The organism is Marinomonas profundimaris (genome assembly GCF_000508165.1).
Classification (GTDB): domain Bacteria; phylum Pseudomonadota; class Gammaproteobacteria; order Pseudomonadales; family Marinomonadaceae; genus Marinomonas; species Marinomonas profundimaris.
Genome location: NZ_AYOZ01000045.1, coordinates 95,943 through 118,740, shown reverse-complemented (window position 1 = coordinate 118,740; position 22,798 = coordinate 95,943). Strand labels below are relative to the sequence as shown.

The 22,798-nt window shown below is 44.9% G+C and carries 24 protein-coding genes; 9 read left to right on the top strand and 15 right to left on the bottom strand.

Translation table 11 applies throughout. The annotated features are described in order from the left end of the window. Window positions 1-67: 67 nt before the first annotated feature. Entirely contained in the window at window positions 68-847 is a 780-nt protein-coding gene (locus tag D104_RS32735; protein ID WP_235075942.1) for a heparan-alpha-glucosaminide N-acetyltransferase, read from the bottom strand. Between D104_RS32735 and D104_RS32730 the strand changes: the two genes are divergently transcribed. Next, a complete protein-coding gene (locus D104_RS32730; protein WP_024024890.1) occupies window positions 817-1,374 on the top strand; it encodes an alpha-ketoglutarate-dependent dioxygenase AlkB family protein in 558 nt (185 codons plus the stop codon). The genes D104_RS32735 and D104_RS32730 overlap by 31 nt on opposite strands. A 43-nt stretch (window positions 1,375-1,417) precedes the next feature. On the opposite strand, the gene pdxH is transcribed toward D104_RS32730, so the two are convergent. From pdxH to D104_RS32710, 4 genes are read right to left on the bottom strand one after another with little or no spacing between them, the layout of a single operon-like run. Next, complete coding sequence (gene pdxH, locus D104_RS32725) at window positions 1,418-2,059, bottom strand: pyridoxamine 5'-phosphate oxidase (RefSeq protein ID WP_024024889.1); 642 nt, start codon at window positions 2,057-2,059, stop codon at window positions 1,418-1,420. Between the two features lie 2 nt (window positions 2,060-2,061). Continuing rightward, complete coding sequence (coq7, locus tag D104_RS32720) at window positions 2,062-2,694, bottom strand: 2-polyprenyl-3-methyl-6-methoxy-1,4-benzoquinone monooxygenase (protein ID WP_024024888.1); 633 nt, start codon at window positions 2,692-2,694, stop codon at window positions 2,062-2,064. A gap of 15 nt (window positions 2,695-2,709) precedes the next feature. Further along, window positions 2,710-3,051 carry a histidine triad nucleotide-binding protein gene (locus D104_RS32715; protein WP_024024887.1) on the bottom strand — a complete coding sequence of 114 codons (342 nt, stop codon included), beginning with the start codon at window positions 3,049-3,051 and terminating at the stop codon, window positions 2,710-2,712. Between the two features lie 44 nt (window positions 3,052-3,095). Further along, entirely contained in the window at window positions 3,096-5,393 is a 2,298-nt protein-coding gene (locus D104_RS32710) for a 7TMR-DISM family protein (RefSeq protein ID WP_024024886.1), read from the bottom strand. 58 nt (window positions 5,394-5,451) lie between these two features. On the opposite strand from D104_RS32710, the gene D104_RS32705 reads away from it, so the two are divergent. Further along, a complete protein-coding gene (locus D104_RS32705; RefSeq protein WP_024024885.1) occupies window positions 5,452-5,703 on the top strand; it encodes a hypothetical protein in 252 nt (83 codons plus the stop codon). Window positions 5,704-5,796: 93 nt separating this feature from the next. Here D104_RS32705 and purD read toward each other — a convergent pair whose 3' ends face one another. The 9 genes from purD to dsbD form a co-directional block, all read right to left on the bottom strand. Next, entirely contained in the window at window positions 5,797-7,083 is a 1,287-nt protein-coding gene (gene purD, locus D104_RS32700; protein ID WP_024024884.1) for a phosphoribosylamine--glycine ligase, read from the bottom strand. A gap of 49 nt (window positions 7,084-7,132) precedes the next feature. Continuing rightward, window positions 7,133-8,710: a bifunctional phosphoribosylaminoimidazolecarboxamide formyltransferase/IMP cyclohydrolase gene (gene purH / locus D104_RS32695; protein WP_031215164.1), complete on the bottom strand. Its 1,578-nt coding sequence runs from the start codon at window positions 8,708-8,710 to the stop codon at window positions 7,133-7,135. 86 nt (window positions 8,711-8,796) lie between these two features. After that, window positions 8,797-9,075 (bottom strand): DNA-binding transcriptional regulator Fis, encoded by a 279-nt coding sequence (fis, locus tag D104_RS32690; protein WP_012070668.1) that lies wholly within the window; start codon window positions 9,073-9,075, stop codon window positions 8,797-8,799. A 118-nt stretch (window positions 9,076-9,193) separates the two neighbouring features. Further along, window positions 9,194-10,162 (bottom strand): tRNA dihydrouridine synthase DusB, encoded by a 969-nt coding sequence (gene dusB, locus D104_RS32685; RefSeq protein WP_024024881.1) that lies wholly within the window; start codon window positions 10,160-10,162, stop codon window positions 9,194-9,196. A gap of 156 nt (window positions 10,163-10,318) precedes the next feature. Next, window positions 10,319-11,599, bottom strand: a complete 1,281-nt coding sequence (locus D104_RS32680; protein WP_024024879.1) for a zinc-ribbon and DUF3426 domain-containing protein — start codon at window positions 11,597-11,599, stop codon at window positions 10,319-10,321. Between the two features lie 45 nt (window positions 11,600-11,644). Next, on the bottom strand, window positions 11,645-12,535 hold the full coding sequence (gene prmA / locus D104_RS32675; protein ID WP_024024878.1) for a 50S ribosomal protein L11 methyltransferase: 891 nt from the start codon (window positions 12,533-12,535) through the stop codon (window positions 11,645-11,647). A 118-nt stretch (window positions 12,536-12,653) separates the two neighbouring features. Then, the gene (gene accC / locus D104_RS32670) at window positions 12,654-13,994 is read right to left on the bottom strand and encodes an acetyl-CoA carboxylase biotin carboxylase subunit (protein WP_024024877.1); all 1,341 of its coding nucleotides are present in this window, start codon (window positions 13,992-13,994) and stop codon (window positions 12,654-12,656) included. 20 nt (window positions 13,995-14,014) lie between these two features. Then, window positions 14,015-14,452 (bottom strand): acetyl-CoA carboxylase biotin carboxyl carrier protein, encoded by a 438-nt coding sequence (gene accB, locus D104_RS32665; RefSeq protein WP_024024876.1) that lies wholly within the window; start codon window positions 14,450-14,452, stop codon window positions 14,015-14,017. A gap of 232 nt (window positions 14,453-14,684) precedes the next feature. Continuing rightward, on the bottom strand, window positions 14,685-16,511 hold the full coding sequence (dsbD, locus tag D104_RS32660; protein WP_024024875.1) for a protein-disulfide reductase DsbD: 1,827 nt from the start codon (window positions 16,509-16,511) through the stop codon (window positions 14,685-14,687). A gap of 183 nt (window positions 16,512-16,694) precedes the next feature. On the opposite strand from dsbD, the gene D104_RS32655 reads away from it, so the two are divergent. The 7 genes from D104_RS32655 (at window position 16,695) to D104_RS32625 (ending at window position 22,183) form a co-directional block, all read left to right on the top strand. Further along, window positions 16,695-17,453, top strand: a complete 759-nt coding sequence (locus D104_RS32655) for a hypothetical protein (protein WP_235075940.1) — start codon at window positions 16,695-16,697, stop codon at window positions 17,451-17,453. Between the two features lie 12 nt (window positions 17,454-17,465). Then, window positions 17,466-18,482 (top strand): DUF2333 family protein, encoded by a 1,017-nt coding sequence (locus tag D104_RS32650; RefSeq protein ID WP_024024873.1) that lies wholly within the window; start codon window positions 17,466-17,468, stop codon window positions 18,480-18,482. 8 nt (window positions 18,483-18,490) lie between these two features. Beyond that, a complete protein-coding gene (locus D104_RS32645) occupies window positions 18,491-18,994 on the top strand; it encodes a GNAT family N-acetyltransferase (RefSeq protein WP_024024872.1) in 504 nt (167 codons plus the stop codon). Window positions 18,995-19,085: 91 nt separating this feature from the next. Beyond that, the gene (locus tag D104_RS32640; protein WP_024024871.1) at window positions 19,086-19,361 is read left to right on the top strand and encodes a DUF1294 domain-containing protein; all 276 of its coding nucleotides are present in this window, start codon (window positions 19,086-19,088) and stop codon (window positions 19,359-19,361) included. 97 nt (window positions 19,362-19,458) lie between these two features. Continuing rightward, complete coding sequence (locus D104_RS32635; RefSeq protein ID WP_024024870.1) at window positions 19,459-20,337, top strand: sensor domain-containing diguanylate cyclase; 879 nt, start codon at window positions 19,459-19,461, stop codon at window positions 20,335-20,337. A gap of 276 nt (window positions 20,338-20,613) precedes the next feature. Then, complete coding sequence (locus D104_RS32630) at window positions 20,614-21,612, top strand: branched-chain amino acid aminotransferase (RefSeq protein ID WP_024024869.1); 999 nt, start codon at window positions 20,614-20,616, stop codon at window positions 21,610-21,612. A 292-nt stretch (window positions 21,613-21,904) separates the two neighbouring features. After that, window positions 21,905-22,183, top strand: coding sequence for a hypothetical protein (locus D104_RS32625; protein ID WP_024024868.1), 279 nt, complete (start codon window positions 21,905-21,907; stop codon window positions 22,181-22,183). Between the two features lie 69 nt (window positions 22,184-22,252). Here the strand turns inward: D104_RS32625 and D104_RS32620 are convergent, their stop codons facing one another. Continuing rightward, on the bottom strand, window positions 22,253-22,765 hold the full coding sequence (locus D104_RS32620; protein WP_024024867.1) for a CpxP family protein: 513 nt from the start codon (window positions 22,763-22,765) through the stop codon (window positions 22,253-22,255). Window positions 22,766-22,798: the final 33 nt, after the last annotated feature.

Below are 22,798 nucleotides of genomic sequence, written 5' to 3'. Positions count from 1 at the left end.
CCAGAAAGGCTATTTTTTTCTATTTTTGCATGAAAAAAACTAACCTTATCGAGCGCACGAAAACTGATCAAGAAATGAAGGTGAGCACCATTTTGAACGTAGCAACGAGTGCAAACAGAACAAGCTGATGGGTAAGATAAATTGGTAACGCATAACGACCCATAAAAGCGAATACCGTCAATACAGTATGTTGTGGTGTAGGGATTTTGTGCCAGTTTAAATAGCCTAGCAGTGGTCCTATCAACACGACACCAACCCAAGGGAATGGGAAAACGATATCAAGCGTCCTTTGTGGCAGTGCAATGTAATGGGTTATGGTTGAGAAGGCGTTAGGGAAAAGCAACCAGTCTGTTGAATGGTAAATAATGATAATCGCGGCACCAAAGATAGCGCAATGTATTGGCCAGCGAGCAATTGGTCTAATAGCGAGAGACGCGATAAAGATAAAATGCAGAATACCAAAATAGATCCATTGGTTTGGCACAGCAAGATAGGTCGCTAGGGAAATCGCCGCGGCAGAAAGGAAGAGCTTGATATCTCGCTTCCAAAAAGAAGCTGACTTGTCTTTCTTTAATACGATGAATGTCGACCAGCCAATTGCGGAAAGAAATAGCGTCAGGATAAGGCTTCTAAAGTGTACCCAAAAAGGGTCGTAAATAGAGAACTCCATAAAACCAAAATTGAGCAAGTCCCAGCAAAAATGAAAAATCATCATTAACAGTACGGCAGAGCCGCGGTAAATGTCTAAAAACGCACTGCGTTTTGCGGGCTCATATACTGGAGAGGTTTGCATGGAAATCCAAAGTGAATAGTTTAATGGAAGCTCGGCCATCATACCGATACTCATTTTCTAGCTCAAGTTCGCAGGCGCTTTTACCTCGTCTGAAGGACGGTTTGTTGTGGGAAAGAGAAAGTCTATCGATGTTTGGGCGAGATGTGCTCGTGCCAAGGTTGGTGGCGTTCGTCGCAGACCACGGTTTGCATTATCGCTATTCTGGTAAAGACCATATTGGCGCAGGTTGGCCTGAATGGTTGTTGTCAGTTAAAGCGGAGGCGGAAGCACAAGCTGGACAAGCTTTTAACGCGGTGCTGTTGAACTGGTATCAAAATGGTGAAGATTATATGGGGTGGCACTCGGACGATGAAAAAACATTGGGGCCAGCGCCAGTAGTGGCGATGTTGAGTCTGGGAGTAGCACGACCCTTTCTGTTTCGTTCAAAGGTTAATCATAAAATTAAACACAGCCAGATGTTAGAAAATGGAAGTTGGTTGACTATGTCGGCTTCGACTCAGGTGTTGTGGCAGCATTCTTTGCCAATCAGGAAGAGAATCAAAGAGGAGAGAATGAGTTTGACCTTTCGTCTCCTGCTTTGATCGCCAAATAAACGATGTCCACTAAAGCGTAACGATGGCGCGGTTACGGCGCTTTACGAGTTCTCAGCCAATTTTTTTCGTTTGCGGTAAAGCAGATCCGATCATGGAGGCGACTCGGTCGTCCTTGCCAAAACTCAATGAATGTGGGTTTCAGAACATAACCGCCCCAGTTTTCCGGACAAGGTACGTCTTGGTCATTGAACGCTTGTTCTTCTTTATTGAAGGCTTGCTGTAAGGCTTCTCGGCTTTCAATGACCGTGCTTTGTTTCGAGGTTCGAGCCGCGAGTTGGCTACCGCGAGGTCGACTGGCAAAGTAGGTTTCAGAAATATCCCGAGAGACTTTTTCAATCGTGCCTTCAACGCGAATCTGGCGAGAAAGGGCGGGCCAGAAAAAGGTCATGCTGGCTTTGTTGTTGTTTGCCAGCTGCTGCGCTTTTTCGCTGTCATAATTGGTAAAAAATGAAAAGCCGGATTCGTTACGTTGTTTTAGTAACACCACGCGAGAGTGAGGCCAGCCGTCTGAATCCACTGTGCTGAGTACCATGGCGGTCGGGTCGTCTGGGCAGCTATCTATCGCTTTTTCAAGCCAAGCATCAAACAGAGCAAGAGGGTCGTGTCCGGATTGCTCTTCCAAAAGGTCGTCGAATTGGTAGTCACGACGAATAGAATGAAGGTCTCTGTTCATGATTAAACTCGGTAAGTGGTTGTGGTCATGACTTTGGATACTTGAGTCATGATGGCCATAATGGGTTTTGGAAACGCGTAACCACCAGCGTCTAATGCCATGGCTTTGTGTTTTGCTTCATCTATGTGCATTTGTGTTAATACAGCTCTGCTTTTTTCATCCTGTGATGGCAATGTCGCCATGTGTTTTTTTAGATGAACACAGACTTGATCTTCCGTCGCCGCAACAAAACCTAAGCTTAGTTTATCGCTGATGAGTCCTGCGCCTGCGCCAATGACAAAAGAAGCGCCATAAAATAGCGGATTTAAAATACTGGGTTTACTGCCAAGATCGTAAAGGCGTTGTTCGCACCAGACGAGGTGGTCTATCTCTTCGTCAGCCGCGTGTTCCATTTCTTGGCGCACTTCCGCCAGTTTTGCCGTAGTGGCTTGCCCCGCATAAAGTGCTTGGGCGCAGACTTCACCAGTATGGTTGATTCGCATGAGCCCAGACGAGTGCTTGAGTTCGTCTTGATCTAACTCGGCTTCACTTAATGGATCCGCAGGTGAAGGGCGAGAAGCGGTCGCCGCATGCGGAACCAGTGTTTGCAAAGCACGATCAAATTGTAATACGGCTTTATCTAGAAAAGAGATCATCTTACTTCCTCTTAATTAACCCGGTGGCCATGTCATCGCACGGCCGCCCAATACATGCATGTGAATGTGGTAGACGGTTTGTCCACCCATTTCGTTGCAGTTCATTGCAACACGATACCCTGCGTCGCTAATGCCTTTTTGTTTTGCAATTTTTGCGGCGGTGATTTGGAGCTTGCCAACCATTGGGGCATCGTCATCTGTTAAATCATTGAGTGTGCTGATATGACGTTTAGGGATAACAAGAAAATGCGTTGGTGCCTGCGGCATAATGTCTTCGAAGGCAATCACATCGTCGTCTTCGTATAGGACGGTTGCCGGAATGTCGCCATTCACTATTTTGCAAAATAAACAGTCCATATCATCTCCATTCGTTTGTATTATTCAAGGTTAGTGGTTTTGCTTCAAGGCGTTTTACGCAAAGGATTGATCCGTGACAAAGATGCGTTCTTTAGCCTGTCTCCCTTTTGTATGAGACGAGACATCATGTGCTCCAGTTGGCTATCGAGTTCAGAACAGGCGAGCAACTCATCAAACCCCAGTTTTTTCGCATAATCGAGCGACATTTTAACATTGTTGCTAATCAGTAAGCACTGGTCTTCATTGCGCATTAAAGGCAAAAGCCGTTGCTGGGTAATGTGTGGAATATGGCCGCCGTTATCAAACACTAAGATAATAGAGCCCGTTTTGCGCTTTTCAGGCAGATCTAAATAATCCAATAGGCTTTCTAGTGTCGTGAAATGCTCTATTTTATTGGCTCGAGCCTGAAGAACTGAGAGGGCTTTTTGAAGGTCGTTGTCTTCTTGTCCGAAGAGAATGATATCAAGAGGGTTTGGCGGAATAAGGTCGTTATTGAGTGGACGAATGTGTACTCGAATGGGCAATTGGATGTTCATGCTGCGAGTGTGACCATTTTCGGAGAGGTGCCATTCCCCTTTCAAATATTGTATGAGGTGTGTGATGTAATGCATGCCAAGGTCAAAATTGGCGTTGTTCTCATGAATTCGTGTAGGAAGCGGGTAGCAAGTGAGCTCTAAGATCGTGATGCCATCTCGGTTTGTGTCATGACGCGTAATGTTAAGTGTAAGGGGCTGATCCGTGAAATGTTTGAACTCTTGAGCAAGGCTTTCAATAAGATGCTGCAAAATGGCGGCATTTTGTAAAATTTCCACTTGATGGGTTTTGTAGGTGTTTAGCTCGATCAGGGTGTTGTCTTGATCTAGGCGTTGGGCATTACTGTAAGCGGTGTCTATTAGCTGATCTAACGTCAGGGGATGGGCTTGCTCCGTTAGCGAGTTTTCTTTTATATCGTTTAATAGCTCAATGCGTTCAATTAGATTTTTTAGGTTGTTGTTTGCCGTCATGCTGCTCGTAATGAAAAGCTTTGTGTCATTCGAGGTGGCGGCTTGCTCTAAATGAGAGAGCCCACCGCCAATGATGTTAATTTGACGACGCAATCGACTGGACAGATCGGATAAAAGGTCGGTCATATCATTTTGAGGTAGCTTGGATTTCTCTGATCGTCTCTGTAATAGCGGGGTTGTTTGCGCCATCATGCCGGTGAAATGAATCATGGCTTCAATAATAATGGTGACCGTTAGTCCCCATTCAAATAAGGTAGCGCTGGGTATAATGCCGTAGATTGACATGAGCCAGGCGAAGTGACCGCAGAACAGGGTGAGCCGTGCGACCAAATAATATCCGGAAAAAGGGACGCTGTTAATGAAGGCGATGATGGCATGCACGGTTAATAAAATAAGAGTGAAAACGACCATAAAAGATAGGGCGAGAATGTTTACTTGCTCCGGGGCAATGACAAAAACAATGGCCAGTAGCGCATCGATAGTGCCAATGGCAATAAGCACCTTGTCCATTCTGGGCATATGTTCTTTGGTGTCTAAATAAAGTCTAGAAAAGAACACAATCGCACATAAACAGGATAGAGCCGCTAGGTTGTATATGCGTTCTTGAATGTTGGTTTGATTGGGGAACAGTTGCGACACTTGGTCATGAAGGGTGAGGTGTAAAATTGCGATACCAATTAACAGGGCGCCGTATATTAAATACATTGGGTGTGATGTTTTTATAAAAAAGAACACATTGCAAACAAACAGCGTCAGTAAAATTCCAATCAAAATACCCGTAAACGTCAGGTCTTTCTGCGCATCAATGCTCATTTTAGAGAGTGTTTTGAGTTCGATTTCGGCATTGATCGGCAAATGGGATGACAGTCTTAAATACAGCGTAAACACGGGAGGCGTGTTTGTTGGAATGGAAAAGACATAGTTTGGTGTTTGGATTTTTCTATTGCTATAAGGGCGGGCACCACCCAGTTCGGCTTGAACTTGATTTTCATACAAATTGGGCAAATAAATGTCTAGATATTGCAGGCGAGGATAATGAATTTCCAGCAAAATGGGTGTTTTTCTGGTGGTTCGTATGGCAACATCGGTACGAATCCAAACATTGCCTTTTACCATGCCAAATTGCAGGTAATCTCGATTCAGTGGGCGAAAGCGCTTTGCGTACTTGTCAGACGCTATATTATCAAATGAAAGCGTTTGATCCACATCGATAAAATAGGAGCCACTCTCACCAATATTGAATGCATTATTGCTGTCATCAATGATAGCAATGGTGCTTGCGCTCCATACTGTATTGGAGATGCTGAGTAAAAATAGTAAAATTAATCGATAAAACAAAACACTAGCCCAAGCTTATTTTATAAAGGCTATCATTATTAACTAGATAGGGGATCGAATGCTATATCCAATTTTGGTGGAATATTATGTTTGGTTTGGCTTGCTGCTTTTAGGGATCACTTGGTTTGCAAGACAAGCGAAGCCGACGACTCGTACGAATCTTATGTATGGCTATGGAATGGTTGCGGTGCTGGGCTTTTTATTAGGGTTAGATTGGGTTGCGGGCATTATTTTTGGATTGATAGTGTTAGAGGCAGGACGCGTGTTTAAGGCGTGGCTGGACAAAAAAGAATCCCAATTGAAAAAATAACTCGAATAAAAGCATTAGAAATAACAGCGTTAGATGAAAAAAGGCCTCAATAGAGGCCTTTTTTATGTCAGACAGCAGTAACCTGAGTCTGAATTATTTCTGCTCACGAGCAATGGCGCGGTGGCCAATGTCGGTGCGGAAATACACCTTGTCCCAAGAAATCTTGTTAACAACGTCGTATGCACCCGCTTGCGCTTCTGCAACGGTGTCGCCAAGTGAAACAGCGCAAAGTACACGGCCGCCATTTGTTACGACCTTGCCGTCTTTCATAGCTGTACCTGCTTGAAACACTTTCTGATGGGCCGGTAGCGCAGCATCATAACCTGTGATGACGTCGCCTTTTGGGTAATCAGCTGGGTAGCCCCCAGCAGCAAGAACGACGCCTAAGCTTGCACGAGGGTCCCAATCGGCTTCGACGGAGTCTAGCTTGCCATTGATCGCCGCCAAACACATTTGAGCCAAATCAGAACGCAAACGCATCATGATAGGCTGTGTTTCTGGATCACCAAAACGACAGTTGTATTCCAATGTCTTTGGTGTGCCGTCGGCCGCAATCATTACGCCAGCGTATAAGAATCCACGGTAGCGGTTGCCTTCCGCGTTCATGCCTTTTACCGTTGGCATAATCACTTCGTTCATGATGCGATCATGAATTTCTGGTGTCACAACCGGAGCAGGTGAATAAGCACCCATGCCGCCCGTGTTTGGTCCTAAATCGCCATTATCGCGCGCTTTATGGTCTTGGCTGGTGGCCATTGGTAGCACGGTTTCGCCATCCACCATGCAAATGAAGCTGGCTTCTTCGCCCGTTAAAAATTCTTCGATAACCACGCGGCTGCCCGCATCGCCAAAGGCATTGCCTTGTAGCATGTCTTCAACGGCTTCGATCGCTTCGGCTTCTGTTTGCGCCAAAATTACGCCTTTACCGGCGGCTAGGCCATCGGCTTTAACAACGATTGGCGCGCCTTGCTGTTTGATGTAAGCCACAGCAGGTGCAATTTCAGTGAAGTTGCCATACGCCGCTGTTGGGATGTTATGACGCGCTAAAAAATCTTTCGTAAAGGCTTTAGAGCCTTCCAATTGTGCTGCGGCAGCGGTTGGGCCAAAGATAGCCAAACCTTCTTTTTCAAATGCATCAACAACACCGATTACTAGCGGTGCTTCAGGGCCAACGATGGTGAGATCGATGGCTTCTTTTTTAGCAAATGCCACGAGCGCATTAATGTCGGTCACACCAATATTGACGTTCTCTACTTTGTTTTCCATTGCTGAGCCGGCATTGCCTGGCGCAACAAAAATCTTTTCTACTTGGCTTGATTCTGCCGTCTTCCATGCTAAAGCATGTTCACGACCGCCATTACCAATAATAAGAACTTTCATTCTGTTCATCCTTTATTGTCAATATTTTAGACGTTATCAATAACGACGATTAGTGACGGAAATGACGCATGCCAGTGAAGACCATCGCCATGCCTGCTTCGTCAGCGGCAGCAATAACTTCAGCGTCACGCATAGAGCCACCAGGCTGGATAACAGCCGTAATACCGGCTGCTGCCGCCGCGTCGATGCCGTCGCGGAATGGGAAGAATGCATCAGAGGCCATCACAGAGCCAACCACTTCTAGGTTCTCGTCCGCGGCTTTAATACCTGCGATTTTTGCACTGTAAACACGGCTCATTTGGCCTGCGCCAACGCCGATAGTTTGCTCAGCTTTGGCGTAAACAATCGCATTGGATTTAACGAATTTAGCGACTTTCCAAGCGAACAGAAGATCTTTAAGTTCTTCTTCGCTAGGCTGGCGTTTAGAGACAATTTTAAGATCGTCTAGAGTAATCACGCCGTCGTCACGGTCTTGAACCAACAAACCACCATTAACACGCTTGTAATCCAGCGCAGTTGGCTTGTTTGCAGACCATTGGCCGCACTCAAGTAGGCGTACGTTTTGTTTCGCGGCCACGATGTCTGCGGCCTCTTTGCTCACGCTTGGCGCAATGATGACTTCAACGAATTGACGATCAACAATGGCTTGCGCTGTTTTTGCATCCAATTCCTGGTTGAAGGCAATGATGCCGCCAAAGGCAGACGTTGGGTCTGTTTGGAAAGCAAGATCGTAGGCTTCAAGCTGAGACGTGGCCGTTGCAACACCGCATGGGTTAGCGTGTTTAACGATCACGCACGCTGGCTTATCGAAGCTTTTTACGCATTCAAGTGCGGCGTCAGTATCGGCGATGTTGTTGTAAGAGAGTGCTTTGCCTTGAATTTGTTTTGCTGTGCTGATGGACGCTTCTTTGGGATTGGATTCCACATAGAAAGCGGCTTTCTGATGAGGATTTTCACCGTAGCGCATTTCTTCTTGTTTGTGGAATTGTAGGTTGAAGGTGCGAGCGAAATCTTCGCTACCGCCTTCTACTTTTTTGCCTAGGAAGTTAGCAATTGCGCCGTCGTAATGAGATGTGTGTTCGAAGGCCTGTACAGCAAGATCAAAGCGTTGGTCGTAAGTTAGACCGCCATCTGCTTTCAGTGACGCTAATAGGCTGTCATAACTCGATGGAGAAACGACGATCGCAACGTCTTTGTGATTTTTTGCCGCAGAGCGAACCATGGTTGGGCCGCCGATGTCGATGTTTTCAATCGCCATTGGTAGGTCGCAATCTGGGCGCTCAATGGTTGCTTCGAATGGGTAAAGGTTAACCACAACCATGTCGATTTCGTCGATGCCGTGTTCTTTCATGATGGCGCCGTCGATATCACGACGACCAAGTATGCCACCGTGCACTTTCGGGTGAAGTGTTTTAACACGGCCATCCATCATTTCTGGGAAGCCTGTGTAGTCAGATACTTCCGTTGCTTTAACGTTGTTGTCCAATAGTAGACGGTAAGTGCCACCAGTAGAAAGGATCTCAACGCCTTGAGCGGTTAGTTCACGTGCGAATTCGACAATGCCTGTTTTGTCGGAAACGCTGATTAACGCGCGTTTGATTGGAGTAACTGTTTTTTGATTTGCCATCATGGTTCTCACAATTAATTAACACTAAATAAACATGGGGAGGGTAATACGAAAAAAAGGGCGAATTCGCCCTTTTTTCTTTGTGCTTATAGCATGCCGTATTGCTTCAACTTCTTGCGAAGTGTGCCTCGGTTTAAACCGAGGATGGTGGATGCTTTTGTTTGGTTATCCTTTGTGTAGCTCATGACAGACTCTAACAAAGGCGCCTCAACCTCTGCTAAGACTAACTGATATAAGTCTGTTATTGGCTGCCCATCAAGATGAGCGAAATAGTTTTGCAATGCTTTTTCAACGTTGTCACGTAGGGTTTGTGACTGCTCTGAAGAAGCGGCTTGAAACGTATGAGTATGAGTTTGTTCTACCACAGAATGACCTTCTATTTTTAAAGCTAACCATTTTTTAATGTGCATTGAGTATCATCGAGAAGAGCGATCTAGGACTTCTTTTTTGATAATCAGTACATTAAGTGTAAGGTTCGTTTGCCTATTGGCAAACAAAGAACTCTTCCAATTTATCAAGCTGTTCTTGCGTATTATCAATACGATTAAACAGGCTGCGAAATTGTGTTTTATCCGCTAACGTCTGCAAGTACCAACCAACATGCTTGCGAGCAATTCGCACGCCTAAATAATCACCATAAAATTGGTGTAAGGCGCTGACATGGTTAATAACAAGCTGTCTCACCTCAGATAAAGATGGAGGTGCTAACAATTCATTGGTTTGTAAATAGTGATTTATTTCACGAAAAATCCATGGTCTTCCTTGGGCAGCTCGCCCAATCATGATGCCATCCGCCTTAGTGTAATCTTTCACAAATTTAGCAGAGTGCACGTCTTTGATATCCCCATTGGCAAAAACGGGAATGGTCAAATGATGTTTAATCTCAGCAATTGTGTCGTATTCAACTTGTCCTTGGAATTTGCATTCACGAGTACGTCCGTGAACAGCCAAGGCTTGAATGCCAATGTCTTCCGCCATTTTAGCAATAGCAAGACCGTTTTTCTGGTCTAGGCTCCATCCAGTGCGGATTTTTAGCGTGACGGGAACAGAAACACTATTTACTACCGATTCCAGTATTTCACGAACGAGGGCTTCATCTTTAAGTAGCGCAGAGCCTGCGGCTTTGTTGCATACTTTTTTTGCGGGGCAACCCATGTTGATATCAATGATTTGCGCGCCTAACTCAACATTTTGTTGTGCGGCTTCTGCCATCATTTTTGGATCGCCACCAGCGATTTGAACGGACCTCGGCGAGACTTCCGCATCGTGAATTAAACGATGGCGGCTTTTTGTCGAGTTCCACAGGCGAACATCAGAAGTGACCATTTCTGATACTACTAGTCCTGCGCCTTGATCATGACAAAGGCGGCGAAAAGGCAAATCTGTTACACCAGCCATCGGAGCTAGAATAACGGGTTTGTCAACGCAATACGGGCCAATAGCAAATGCCATGATGTTCCTGAATACTGGATTGATTGTTAAAGATCGTCGACAGTGTCGAGCGGGCGTGAATAATACCTATGCAATTGCCATTTTTGAAGTCTTGACAGGCTAAAAAGTTGACTATTTTTTGTTCTTTTTTCAGCTTAGTGCGAAAAACTCAAAAAACTAGTAAGAACGAGTGTCTGTTGGGAAGGATCTGAGCTGATGAGTGACGGCTCGAGCGCCTGGGTCTTGTATTGGAATGACTAAGTGAATGGGGGTGTTTGGCGGCATATAGGTGATGTCGAGAAAGTCTTTATGCAAATAATCGCTCGGTGCAAAGAGTCTTGCTGCAACGGGTAAACCATTTAAGTCGAAAAACTCCAGTGCAATTTTAGGCATGGGTTGGGAAAAATTGCTGGTATTGGTGATGATGGCGTTGACCAATAGTGTGTTTGGAATGGATGGATGACTTTGAATGCGCACATGTTGAATCGTGATCGCGCTGACATCTTCAAACCTTGGTAGAACGCAGCCTGAATAAGAGCAGATTGTTCGGTAAAAAGATCGAAAATTGGATGAGCTACTGCCTTCTACAAAAAAATGTGTCGCAACTTGCGCGAATAATAGTGCCGCACCTAATAGTGAGGCAAAAAACCACAACCAAGGGTGAGTGTTTTTTTTGCGAGCAGCGGGTTCATTTTCTTCTAAAAGTGGCGCGAGACTTTGTTGTGCGGACAGTTGCTCAAGAATGCTATGCTGGTTTTTTGCATCCGATGGTCGAGTTTGCTCCGAAGCGCTTTGCGCTAAAGAGTGTAAGGCAACCATATAGTCGGGTTCGGTAGTAGGCGCTGAAAGTGTGCTTGCTTCTGTTAAAGGTGGTTTTTCAATGGGTTTTTTGGTTGATGGTGTTGGTGTGCTTGATGTTGCTTTGAGCGCCGCTTCCACTTCGGCAAGCTCAACCTCCCACGGTGCTGGTTCGTTTTGTTCCGTGGCAGTCGTGGCGCGTTTAGTGGTTTTGGTTACTAAGTTAGGTTGTTGTTGCGGCGTTTCTTGGTAAGCGTCGTGGCTTGATTTGCTCTTGGTGGATTGCTCATTATTGCTGGTGAGTTTTTCAAGGGCGTCTTCGCTTGGTGGGCTCAGGTCTTCATCGTCAAACAGTGTCTGAAGCCAGTCTGGGTTGACGATTTCTTCTGGTGGCGTGAGTTTTACGTCGCTAAGTTTGTCTGTTGTTTTAGATTGAGTTGCAGGTTGTGCGGCTTCTTTTGTAGCAGGGATGTCTTGTTGCGATACCGTTTCAATAGAAGATTTGCCAGAGGCTGTCTTGCTGTCAGTTAGTTTGCTTGCGTCAAAGATGTGAAAGCACTGACCGCATCGGACTTTCCCTTTGGCCATGCTTAATACTTCATCGCTTACACGAAATGCGGTTGAACATTTTGGGCAACGTGTGATTAAGCTATTGGCCATTGAGATACATCTTCCTGTTTTAAACGGTGTAAAATGAATGAAGCGTTATGCGTTTTTTGTGCCTACAATGCGAACCCATTCTTCCCTTTCTGTAATTGACTCAATCGTAAACCATTCTTGGTACGCTTGAATGACTTCCTCAGCTTGATTGGCAAGTATGCCGGACAAGGCTAATTGGCCGCCATGTTTAACCAGTGCGGAAATCGTTGGTGCAAGATGAGCAAGTGGGCCAGCAAGAATGTTGGCGACCACAATGTCTGCTTGTAAGTCAGACTCGTAAGGTGGCAGTTTCACTTCGATACGGCTCGGGTCGATCTTGTTGCGTTCTGCATTGGCTTCGGTTGCTTGCACGGCCTGAGGGTCAATGTCGATGCCAACCATGTTGTTAGCACCAAGTAGTAAACCTGCAATGCCAAGAATGCCGGATCCGCAGCCGTAATCTATGATGGTTTTGTCTTGGCAGTCGATACTATCAAGCCATTGTAGGCAAAGTGCTGTGGTTGGGTGAGTTCCTGTGCCAAAGGCCAAACCAGGGTCAAGCATCAAGGTGACGGCTTTAGGGTCTGGTACTTCGCGCCAGCTTGGGCAAACCCAAAGACGTTCGCCAAACTGAATAGGGTGGTAGCTGTCCATCCATTCTCTTTCCCAGTCTTTGTCTTCGAGTATCTCTATTTTCATATCGATATCGGTTTCGCCAAGCGCAGTGGCTTTGTGTTCAAGGACCGGACGGATGTGATCGATGTCTGCATCGGCTTCGAATAAGCCCGTGATTTTGGTGTTCTTCCATAATGGTGTTGTATTCAGCTCTGGTTCGTATACTGGATCGTCATGCACGTCTTCAAACGTGACGACCATCGCGCCGCAATCAAGAAGTGTGTCTTCGAAAGCAGGAACGTGATCTGGAGTGGTATGGATACGTATTTGAAGCCAAGGCATAAAGTGGAGTCCAACAATAAACAAACAGGAATAGAATAGCGAAGCTTGGTGCGAGAGGCGAGAGGAAAATGATTGCCCTTAGCGATTTGTATCATCACTAAGGGCAAAGCTACCGTCTTTACAGACCGAGTTTTTTCTCTAAATAATGGATATTAACACCACCAGCAATGAAGTTAGCGTCATTCGCTAGCTCTTTTTGTAGCTCGATGTTGGTTTTAATGCCATCAATAAAGGTTTCATCTAAAGCGCCAGAAAGGCGTTTTAGAGCGGCGGTACGGTCTGGCGCGTGACAGATGATTTTAGCAATCATAGAGTCATACGTCGGAGGTACTGAGTAACCGCTGTATAGGTGAGAATCAACACGAACACCCATGCCGCCTGGTGCGTGGAAATATTCCACTTTACCTGGGCAAGGCATGAAAGTTTTAGAGTCTTCTGCGTTGATGCGAGCTTCAACCGCGTGGCCGTTAAGTTTGATGTCTTCTTGTTTTAAAGACAACGGTAGACCGCTGGCGATGCGAAGTTGCTCTTTTACAATATCTACGCCCGTTACCATTTCTGTAACTGGATGCTCAACCTGAACACGTGTGTTCATTTCGATAAAGTAAAAATGGCCGTCTTCGTATAGGAATTCAAACGTACCAGCACCGCGATAGTTGATCTTGATGCATGCATCAACACACGATTTTAGGCACGCTTGGCGAGAGGCTTCATCCAACATAGGTGCTGGTGCTTCTTCCAATACTTTTTGATGGCGGCGTTGCAAAGAACAGTCACGGTCATACAAATGAACCGCGTTACCTTGACCGTCAGCCAATACTTGTACTTCAACGTGGCGTGGGTTTTGTAGGAATTTTTCCATATAAACCGTGCTGTCACCAAAGTATGAACCCGCTTCAGATTGCGTGATACTGATCGATTTTAGAAGGCTGCCTTCATTATGAACAACACGCATACCACGACCACCGCCGCCTGCTGCTGCTTTGACGATGACAGGGAAGCCAATTTCATTGGCGACACGTAGGCATTCTTCAGGATCCGTCGGCACTGGGCCGTTTGAACCAGGCACCGTTGGAACGCCAGCGGCTTTCATTGCTTTGATGGCAGATACTTTATCGCCCATTAAGCGAATGGTTTCCGCTTTAGGTCCGATGAAAGTAAAGCCAGAACGCTCAACTTGTTCTGCAAAGTCTGCATTTTCTGCTAGAAAACCATAGCCTGGGTGAATGGCAGATGTGTCTGTCAATTCAGCCGCGCTAATGATCGCAGGAATGTTTAGGTAACTTTGCGCGGATGGGTTTGGCCCTATACAGATAGATTCGTCTGCAAGGCGCACGTGTAGTAAGTCGCGGTCAATTTTAGAATGGACCGCAACGGTTTTAATACCGAGTTCTTTACACGCACGTAAAATACGTAGCGCGATTTCGCCTCGGTTAGCAATCAATACCTTATCGAGCATGATGAAACCTTTGCGTTGGATTAAATGATAGTAATAAGTGGCTGGTCGAATTCAACTGGTTCGCCGTCTTCAACAAGAATCGCGCCAATTGTGCCAGATTTATCGGCTTCAATTTGGTTCATCATTTTCATCGCTTCAACGATACAGATTGTATCGCCAGCATTGACTTTTTGGCCTACTTCAATGAACGCTTTAGCGCCTGGAGCTGAAGATTTGTAGTAAGTACCGACCATTGGAGAGTTAACAGTGTGTCCAGCGATAGCGGCTGGTGCTTCAGATGTTGCTGCAGCAACGGGTGCAGCAACAGGAGCGGCCATCATTGGAGCAGGCATTTGTGCCATAACAGGGGCACCACCACGACTAATGCGAACGGCTTCTTCGCCTTCTTTGATCTCAATCTCGTAGACGTTTGATTCTTCTAGAAGCTCGATTAGTTTTTTGATTTTACGAATGTCCATGATTACTCTCTTCTGTCTGTATTTGTGGCTCAGTGATGTATTCGTCACTGACTATTATAATTCTGTGTACGTTATTCTGTAACAGGGCTTTTATAAAAATGTAATTTGTAAAAGCTTGTAACGGGAAATTATCGATAAAAAGCAGGATATTGTCCAGTTATGCGGCAAAAAAACCTAAAAATGTTTGTCTTGGTTCGTTTTTGTACTGTTGTAAACCTCTCGTTCTTTTGAGTTATTTTTGAGCGCTTATAATTTCTAGGCGTTCTAGTAATAAGGATGCCGTTGGTTCGCCCATTAAGGTTAATTCGTTTCTTTCTTTGCCATTAGCGTCTAAAAAGACCAATGAAGGAGGTCCAAATAGATTGAAGTGCTTCATTAGTGCCTGGTTCTCGATTGAGTTATCTGTCACGTCTACTCGAATCAGTTGTATTTTGCTAAGTATCGGCAGAATTTCTGGTGATGCAAACAGGTCTTCTACTATTTTGCAGCTGATACACCAATCCGCATAGAGATCTAGCACGATAGGGCGAGGGTCTTGATTTTCTATTATGCGATTGAGTTCTTTTAAGCTGGTGATGCTGGCATCAAATAGCCTTACTTCTTGAGTTGAGTGTGCTGACATCGTGGTGAGTTTTTCCAACGGCTGCAATGGCTTGCTGCTATCTGTCATAGCGCCGATAAGTTCCGCAAACCCAATGCACAAAAGCGTTAGGGCGAAAAACCAACGCACAGGGTGAGAAGAAACATGAAGTGCACGATGAATAAAATAGCCACTCATAGCGAGGGCGAGCATTCCCCATAAATACAAATGACTGTTAGCAGGTAGCCAGCGAGTGACAAGCCAAATGGACATGGCGAGCAACCCAAACCCCATTAATACCTTAATGTCATGAAGCCATTCACCATTTCTAGGTAATATTTTAGGGCCAAAAAGGCCGACCAATAACAGTGGAACACCCATGCCTATAGCCATAATGAACAACATCATAGCGCCGTACCAGACATCACCTTGTCCACTTATATAAAGAAGAACACCTGCGAGCGGTGCAGAAACGCAAGGGGACACAATGAGTGTGGAAAACACACCCGCCATAAAAACACTGATTGTTGTTCGCCATGTACTGATCTTCGATTGGTTGGATACGTTTAATCGTTGTTGCCACGTTGTAGGCAGTGATAGCTCGTAAACACCAAACATCGCTAAAGCAAGAACGATAAAGAGAATAGCGCTGAACGTTAGCAGCATCGGGTTCTGAAGCTGAGCTTGTAAATTGAGTTGAGTACCAAAAATGCCAACTAATGCACCAATGGCGGCGTAAGTGAGAGCCATAGCGAATACATAAACACCGCTGTAATAAAAGGCGCCTAATTTTGAATGGCGAGTCCCAACCACAATTGCGCTAACAATAGGGACCATAGGCAGAACGCAGGGAGTAAAGGACAGCAACAAGCCCAGTGCGAACAAAATTGTCAGTGTGAACCATAAAGGGGTGGTTTGTACGAGTTGACTGACAGAGCGTGCGTCGGAAGGCAGCGTTTTTTTGCTGTCAAAATGACGTGAATCACTATTCGTCGGCTTATCTAATAGGCTTTTTGGGGCTGCTTGCGATAAGGCGGGCACTGTAAACTGTATGGGTATTTTTTGTGGTGCATAACATAGGCCTTTGTCAGCACAGCCTTGATAAGAGAGGATGGCGTTTACCTGAGTGCCTTCAGGCAGTTTAATGTCGTAATAGATTGGCAAAACAAATTGGTGGCGATAAACCGTCACGTCGCCGTAATAGGCGTCTTGTTTTTTTTCTCCAGCAGGGAACACCGCAATATGCAGGTTTTTCACGTTTTGCTCAGATAGGCCGAATTGTTTCTGATATAAATAGTAACCCTCGCTTATCTGCCAAGTGGCGAAGAGCTTGCCATCTTTTGGGGCGGAAATGGAGAGTTGGAATGCTTGCTCAACGGGTAAAAAATCAGGCTGAGAGAGTGACGTGGTTGGTGCAAAAGTGAAAGCCTGTGAAACGCTGTGGAAGGTAAATAACAACAAAAAAGCAAGTAGGCGCATAAATATCTTCAATCCAGTATAACCCGCTGTTTAAATAGGGTATCAATGTTTCATCCTATTCGATGAAGAGTGTAGACTACCAATCCACCTTAAAGTTGCCAATCGCAAGGGGACAAATTGAGCAAAAACAGAGTTTCTTTACTATTTTTTGTGTTGTTCCTGACAGGCTGTCAGGGAAACGTTGTGCCTTCAAAGAGTGTTTCGTTAGAGCGAGAAGCGGAGCCAGTCATTGAAACGGAGCGGGTGACATTAGAAGCAACACAGCCAATGGACGAGCAAGATACTTTAGGCGTTGAAGAAGAAGCGCCAATTGTTAAACCAGAAAAACAACTTACCGCCGCCGAGCGCTTAACGTTGAGTTTAATTGAGCAAGGTGAAGCTGCGTTGTCTGCAGAACGACTTTTAACGCCTGAAGATGACAACGCCAACTTGTATTTTCAAGCGGCACTGGGGCGAGACCCTGGTAACTTTAAGGCAACTCTGGGCATTGCTGCGATTGTCGATGTTTACACGCAATGGGCGTGGGAAGCGGCGCTTAGCCATGATTACAATAAATCTGATCGTTACTTAGAGTCCGCACACTCTGTGAATCCAGAAGATCCTATGATTGTTGAAATGTCTTCTCGAGTGAATGATCTAATGAATAAGCGCGCCCACACACCCAAAGCGGTTTATAAGCAGCCTGAGCGAAAAGAACCAAAAGAAGGGCAGTATTTATTGCCAGAAAGTCTTTTTAGTTTGAGCGAAGATGAGATAATTGCCGAAATTCAGCCTATTATAGACGAGGTCAGAAAAACCGAGCAGGCGATTGAAATTTATTGGCCAGATGACAAAGAAGCGCGTTTGATTTATCAAATAATTAATAGTCGGGTTACAGCATTTCGTGTGCGTGCGATGACGTATCATCGCGCTGATTACATGGTGGAATTACAACAAGATTAAGGTAGGTCAAGAATGTCGTGGATAACAAATAAGTTGCAGGGCTTAACGCCAAGTATTGATTTTTCCAGCATGGGAAAAATAGCCGTATCTGTCGTACTGGTTATCGCTGTTTTATTGAGCTTTTTGGGCATGTATTGGAGCAGTGAGCCAGATCAGTTTGACGTTGTTTCCACCGCGAAAGAAAAAGCCGCGGCGCAAGGGTACTTAAGCAACAGTAAAAAACTGGTTGCTGGCTACACAACAGCAAGCACGCTACATACCATCATCGAAACCTTGTTGGACAAACCGGGTGGTTTTATTACCAACGATGTGATGCCCCCCGGTCTTTTTATGGACAACATGCCTGCATGGGAATTTGGTGCATTGGTGCAATCCCGTGACTTGGCCAGAGCCTTCCGTAAGGAATTTAGCCGTTCACAATCTCAATCCACAGAGGATGTGAATTTAAAAATTGCCGAACCACAGTTTAACTTTGACACGAAGAGTTGGGCGTTACCGTCGAGTGAAAGTGAATATCGCCGTGGTAACAAAGAACTGATGGAATACTTAGATCGTTTGGCGGGCGCGTCTAATGATAAGGCGCAGTTTTATGCACGCGCAGATAACCTTGCGGATTGGTTGTCTGATGTTAGTACTCGCTTGGGAAGTTTGTCTCAGCGTTTGTCTGCTAGCGTAATAGAAGATGGTCTGGAAGCAGAGACCGGTGAAAACACCCGCTATGTGCGAACGCCATGGTCAAAAGTGGACGACGTTTTTTATGAAGCACGGGGGTCAAGCTGGGCCTTGGTTCACATGCTTCGTGCTGTAGAGGTAGATTTTTTCTATACACTACAAGATAAAAATGCATTAGTAAGTTTGCGTCAAATCATACGAGAGCTAGAGGCGACTCAAGAAACCATTTGGGCTCCTATGATATTAAATGGAAGCGGTTTTGGGGTGTTGGCAAATCATTCATTGGTGATGGCGTCTTATATTTCTCGTGCAAATACGGCGATTATCGATCTACGCCGTTTGCTAGAACAAGGTTAGTTGCCTTTATGATGCACAACGATAGTGGGGTCATTCGTCAAGCAGAGCTGGACGATGTCCCTGCTGTCTTTGATATCTTCCAGCACAGCGATCATTTTGCCAAAACAGGAAGCCGGCAAGACGGTATAAGCTTGATTGATGTAATGGATTGGTTAGAAAGCGCCACGGACAAGCGTCCGATGTTGGTGTTTGAAAACGAAGGGAACGTGGTTGCTTGGTGTTCCATTGAAGCTTTCTACGGCTTGCCTGCGTTTGAATCAGCGTGTGAGATTAGTCTTTATGTCATGCCAAATTGGCAAGGAAAAGGCATTGGAACACAGTTTTATCGTTACCTTGAAGCCCATCGAAATACCTTTGGTTTTACTCATCTTATTGCCTACATTTATTCTAGTAACCTGAATAGTCAAAACTTCTTTACCAAATTGGGTTTTGAGCAATGGGGGCGGTTACCAAACATTGCTCAGAATGCAAGTATCACAGAAGATGTTAATCTTTTAGGGCGAGCGTTTTAGAGAGTGACGGTTGCTTTTACTATGGTGTTTAGATTGACGGACTCCCAAAAGAAGATATTGTCTGTTTTTTTAGATGCGTAACTGAATTCACATGATGTACTTATTTTTTTACTATGGCGTGTTAAGTCTAATGACGTTCTGTCTTTACGGTCTGGATAAATCCGCCGCAAGGCGTGACCAATGGCGCGTAAAAGAGTCGACATTACATTTGTTGTCTTTGTTTGGTGGTTGGCCTGGAGCAATACTGGGGCAAAAGGTATTTCGCCATAAAACAAAGAAGCTGAGTTTTCGGGTGACGTTTTGGATCACCTTGATGATCAACCTTATTCTTTTTGGTTATTTTCTTCATTTATTTGTCGCTATTTAATGCAAACTTCACTGAAAAATAACGTTTATTCAGCGGCGCTTTCTTGTGTTGTCTTCTACAATCCATAAATACCTCTGAAATTTAGGTGAAGAATTTTATGAAAAACAACGAGCTAGCAATAGATCTAGCGGAAGTCTTGGAGCTGATGTTAGATGCCGTTTGTGTTGTAGACCGGGATGGCGTATTTGTCTTTGTTAGTGCGGCGTTTGAGAATATGTTTGGTTATGCGCCAAGTGAGGTAATTGGTAAGTCTATGGTGGATATGGTGTACCCAGAAGACAGGTCACTGACTTTGGGAGCGGTGGAGTCGATTATTGCTGGGCAAGCTCAGCCTCGTTTTGAAAATCGCTGGGTATGTAAAAATGGCGAGGTGGTTAATGTGCTTTGGTCTGCTCGCTGGTCGGAAGCACATCAAGTGAGAATTGCCGTCGCGCATGACATTACTGAGCGCAAACGCATGGAGGTACTGTTGGAGTACGCCGCGGGCCATGATGATTTGACGGGATTGGTAAATCGCACGCTGCTTTTAGACCGATTACAGGCGTCTATCAATCTGGCGGAGCGTGAAAAATTCCGTGTTTCGGTACTGTTTATCGACATTGATGGCTTTAAAGGCATTAATGATGGTTATGGGCATGCAGTAGGAGATCAATTGTTGCAGAGCATTGCGGAGCGTCTGAGTGCGAGTGTTCGGAAATCGGATACCGTCGGGCGTTTGGGTGGTGATGAATTTATAGTGGTTTTGAATAAGACAGAAACAATAGAAAGTGCGGCAGTGGTGGCAAAGAAAATTTGTTACGAATTATCGCGCGTTTTTAACATTGCCGATTGTGCGTTCCAAGTCTCGTCCAGTATTGGTGTTTCATGTTATCCAGAAAATGGAAAGGTGCCTTTAGAACTTTTGCAATCGGCGGATCAAGCGATGTATCAAGCGAAAAAAATTCGTGGTGATCAAGTCATTTTGGCCTCAGGTTAGTGGTTTTTTCTATTGGGTTATTGAGCCCTTCCGTCCAAGTAAGGTAGTATCTTTCTTCGTTCCATCACTCTTCTGTTGGTCTATTTTTCAGTCCAAGTTCGCAAGAATACTGGAAATACACGTTCTGTTTGATCCATGGTTTACGATTTACTTTCTTCAAGTCAATTTCCGTTTTAATATCAGGTCATTGTGCAGCAAGCAAAAATCTAGAATTCTGAATACACGCGTTGTAAAACGGGTGATGCACGTAATCATTTAACTATATAGGAATTAATAATGGCGGCTTTTGGTAGCGTGTTTATGCCTAAAATGGCATTGGCGACATTCGAGAATAACAATTGGAGTGAAGCAAGTATTGTGGCGTCGGACAGCATTCAAATGCATCCTGGTGCGCACGTTTTGCATTATTCAAGCACTTGTTTTGAGGGTTTAAAAGCCTTTCGTCATGCAGATGGCAGCGTGCACGTGTTTCGTATGGACCAAAATATTAAGCGTTTAGCGCAAAGTAGCCGTTTATTGTCTCTACCAACGATTGATGAAACGCAAGTATCGAAAATGATTGTTGATGTGGTTGCTGAGTTTGCGAGCGACGTACCTGAGCCACCAGGGTCTTTGTATATTCGTCCTACGCATATAGGTACAGAAGCGGCGGTTGGTAAAGCGGCGGCACCAACCGCGACATCGATGTTGTATGTATTGTTGTCACCAGTAGGGGATTATTTTACTGGTGGTGCAAAAGCGTTGCGTCTTTTGTTGGATGAAACTGGTATGCGTTGTGCGCCACACATGGGCATGATTAAAAGTGGCGGTAATTACGCGAGTGCATTGGGGCCAATTTCTAAAGCGAAAGAAGAGGTTCAGGCGGATCAAATTCTGTTTTGCCCAAATGGTGATGTACAAGAAACTGGTGCGGCAAATTTCTTATTGATCGACGGTAATGAAATCATCACGAAAGGTTTGGATACGTCTTTCCTACACGGTGTAACACGTTCATCTATTTTGACACTGGCGGCCGATCTGGGTATGACAGTAACGGAACGCGATTTAACCGTTGCTGAATTGTTGGAGCGCGCTGCAAAACCAGAAGTGGAAGCGGTATTGTCGGGAACGGCGGCGGTATTGACATCGGTAGGTACGTTTATCCATAACGATAAAGAATACCAAGTGGGTTCTGGTGAGCCTGGGCCAACTGCGCAGAAACTACGCCAAGCATTGAATGACATTCAGTGGGGTAAAGCAGAAGACAAACACAATTGGTTAACCAAAGTGTGCTAAATGCTTTTTAGCACGCTGTGTTTGAATAATGAAAAAGGGTTGAAGCGTCATGCTTCAACCCTTTTTTATTTTTAACTTATTCGATAAGTAAAAACACGCATCAAATTCTAATGTTGTGTTTTATCCGAACCTAATTAGTTATTTTTGTTCGAAGTTTAATCAATTGTCATAAATATTTTTCTGATTCGCCATATTTTTTCTAACTTGATGATATAAAAGACGTTCTCATTTTTTCACGCATTTTGATGCCAAAATCGTGGAGGGGCCAGCCATTATAATAAAGAAGGTGTCTATGAAAGAGGTTATGAGAAAGCTCTGCTCTCCACTTTTAGGAATGTTTGAGTCGGGAGAAGGTGAATACGATTACAAGCCATCGTATCGAACTATATTGATTGTGTTAGGGCTGTTGTGCCTTGTTATCTCGTTGATTTCTTTCATCATGACTTTCATGACGGGGCAGTTCGCAGGCGTTATTCCTATTTTATTGTTTTTTTTGACCGGAGTAGTGTGTGAGGTTGTGGGCTGGTTGGGTAACGATAGGGCTGTTGCAAGGATTTGGAAACGAAGTTGATCGAGTGCTTTCAGCAAATGAATAAAAAAGGCGGCTCAATGGCCGCCTTATATTGAGAGTAGTGTTTATTTATTTACGGTCTTTTCCTTTATGGCGAGGCATGTCATCACCACAATCTTCTAGACGCTCTTTTTGCAGCTCAACGAATTGTTGTTTTTGCTCCGGTGTTAAGATGCTCAACATTTTGTGTTGTTTGCTTAGCATTTCTACTTGGCGTTCAACTTGCTTATTTGACATTTCTTGAGCCATTTTTGTGGCTTTAGCCGCATCGAATTTGTCTGCCAGCAATAGGTCGTTTAACTTCTCGGCGCGTGCTTCTCTGATCTCGCCGCGTTGTTCAGGCTCGCCTTGGAAGCGTTCTCTCATTTCGTCTCGGTTTGCTTGACGGAGCGTTTTAAATTGTTCTTTTTGGCTGTCTGTTAAGTTCAGTTCTCTAATCATGCCGCGGTCAAGACCTGAACCTGGGCGGCATTCATCGTGACGGTCTTCATGATGCTTTCCACCAAAAGCAAAAGCACCTGCAGCGCTTAACGTTAGAGGTAAAACAACGGATGCTATAATCAGTTTTTTAGTCATTTTCATAATGCTTTCCTTCTTTACTATTTAGGGGATCAT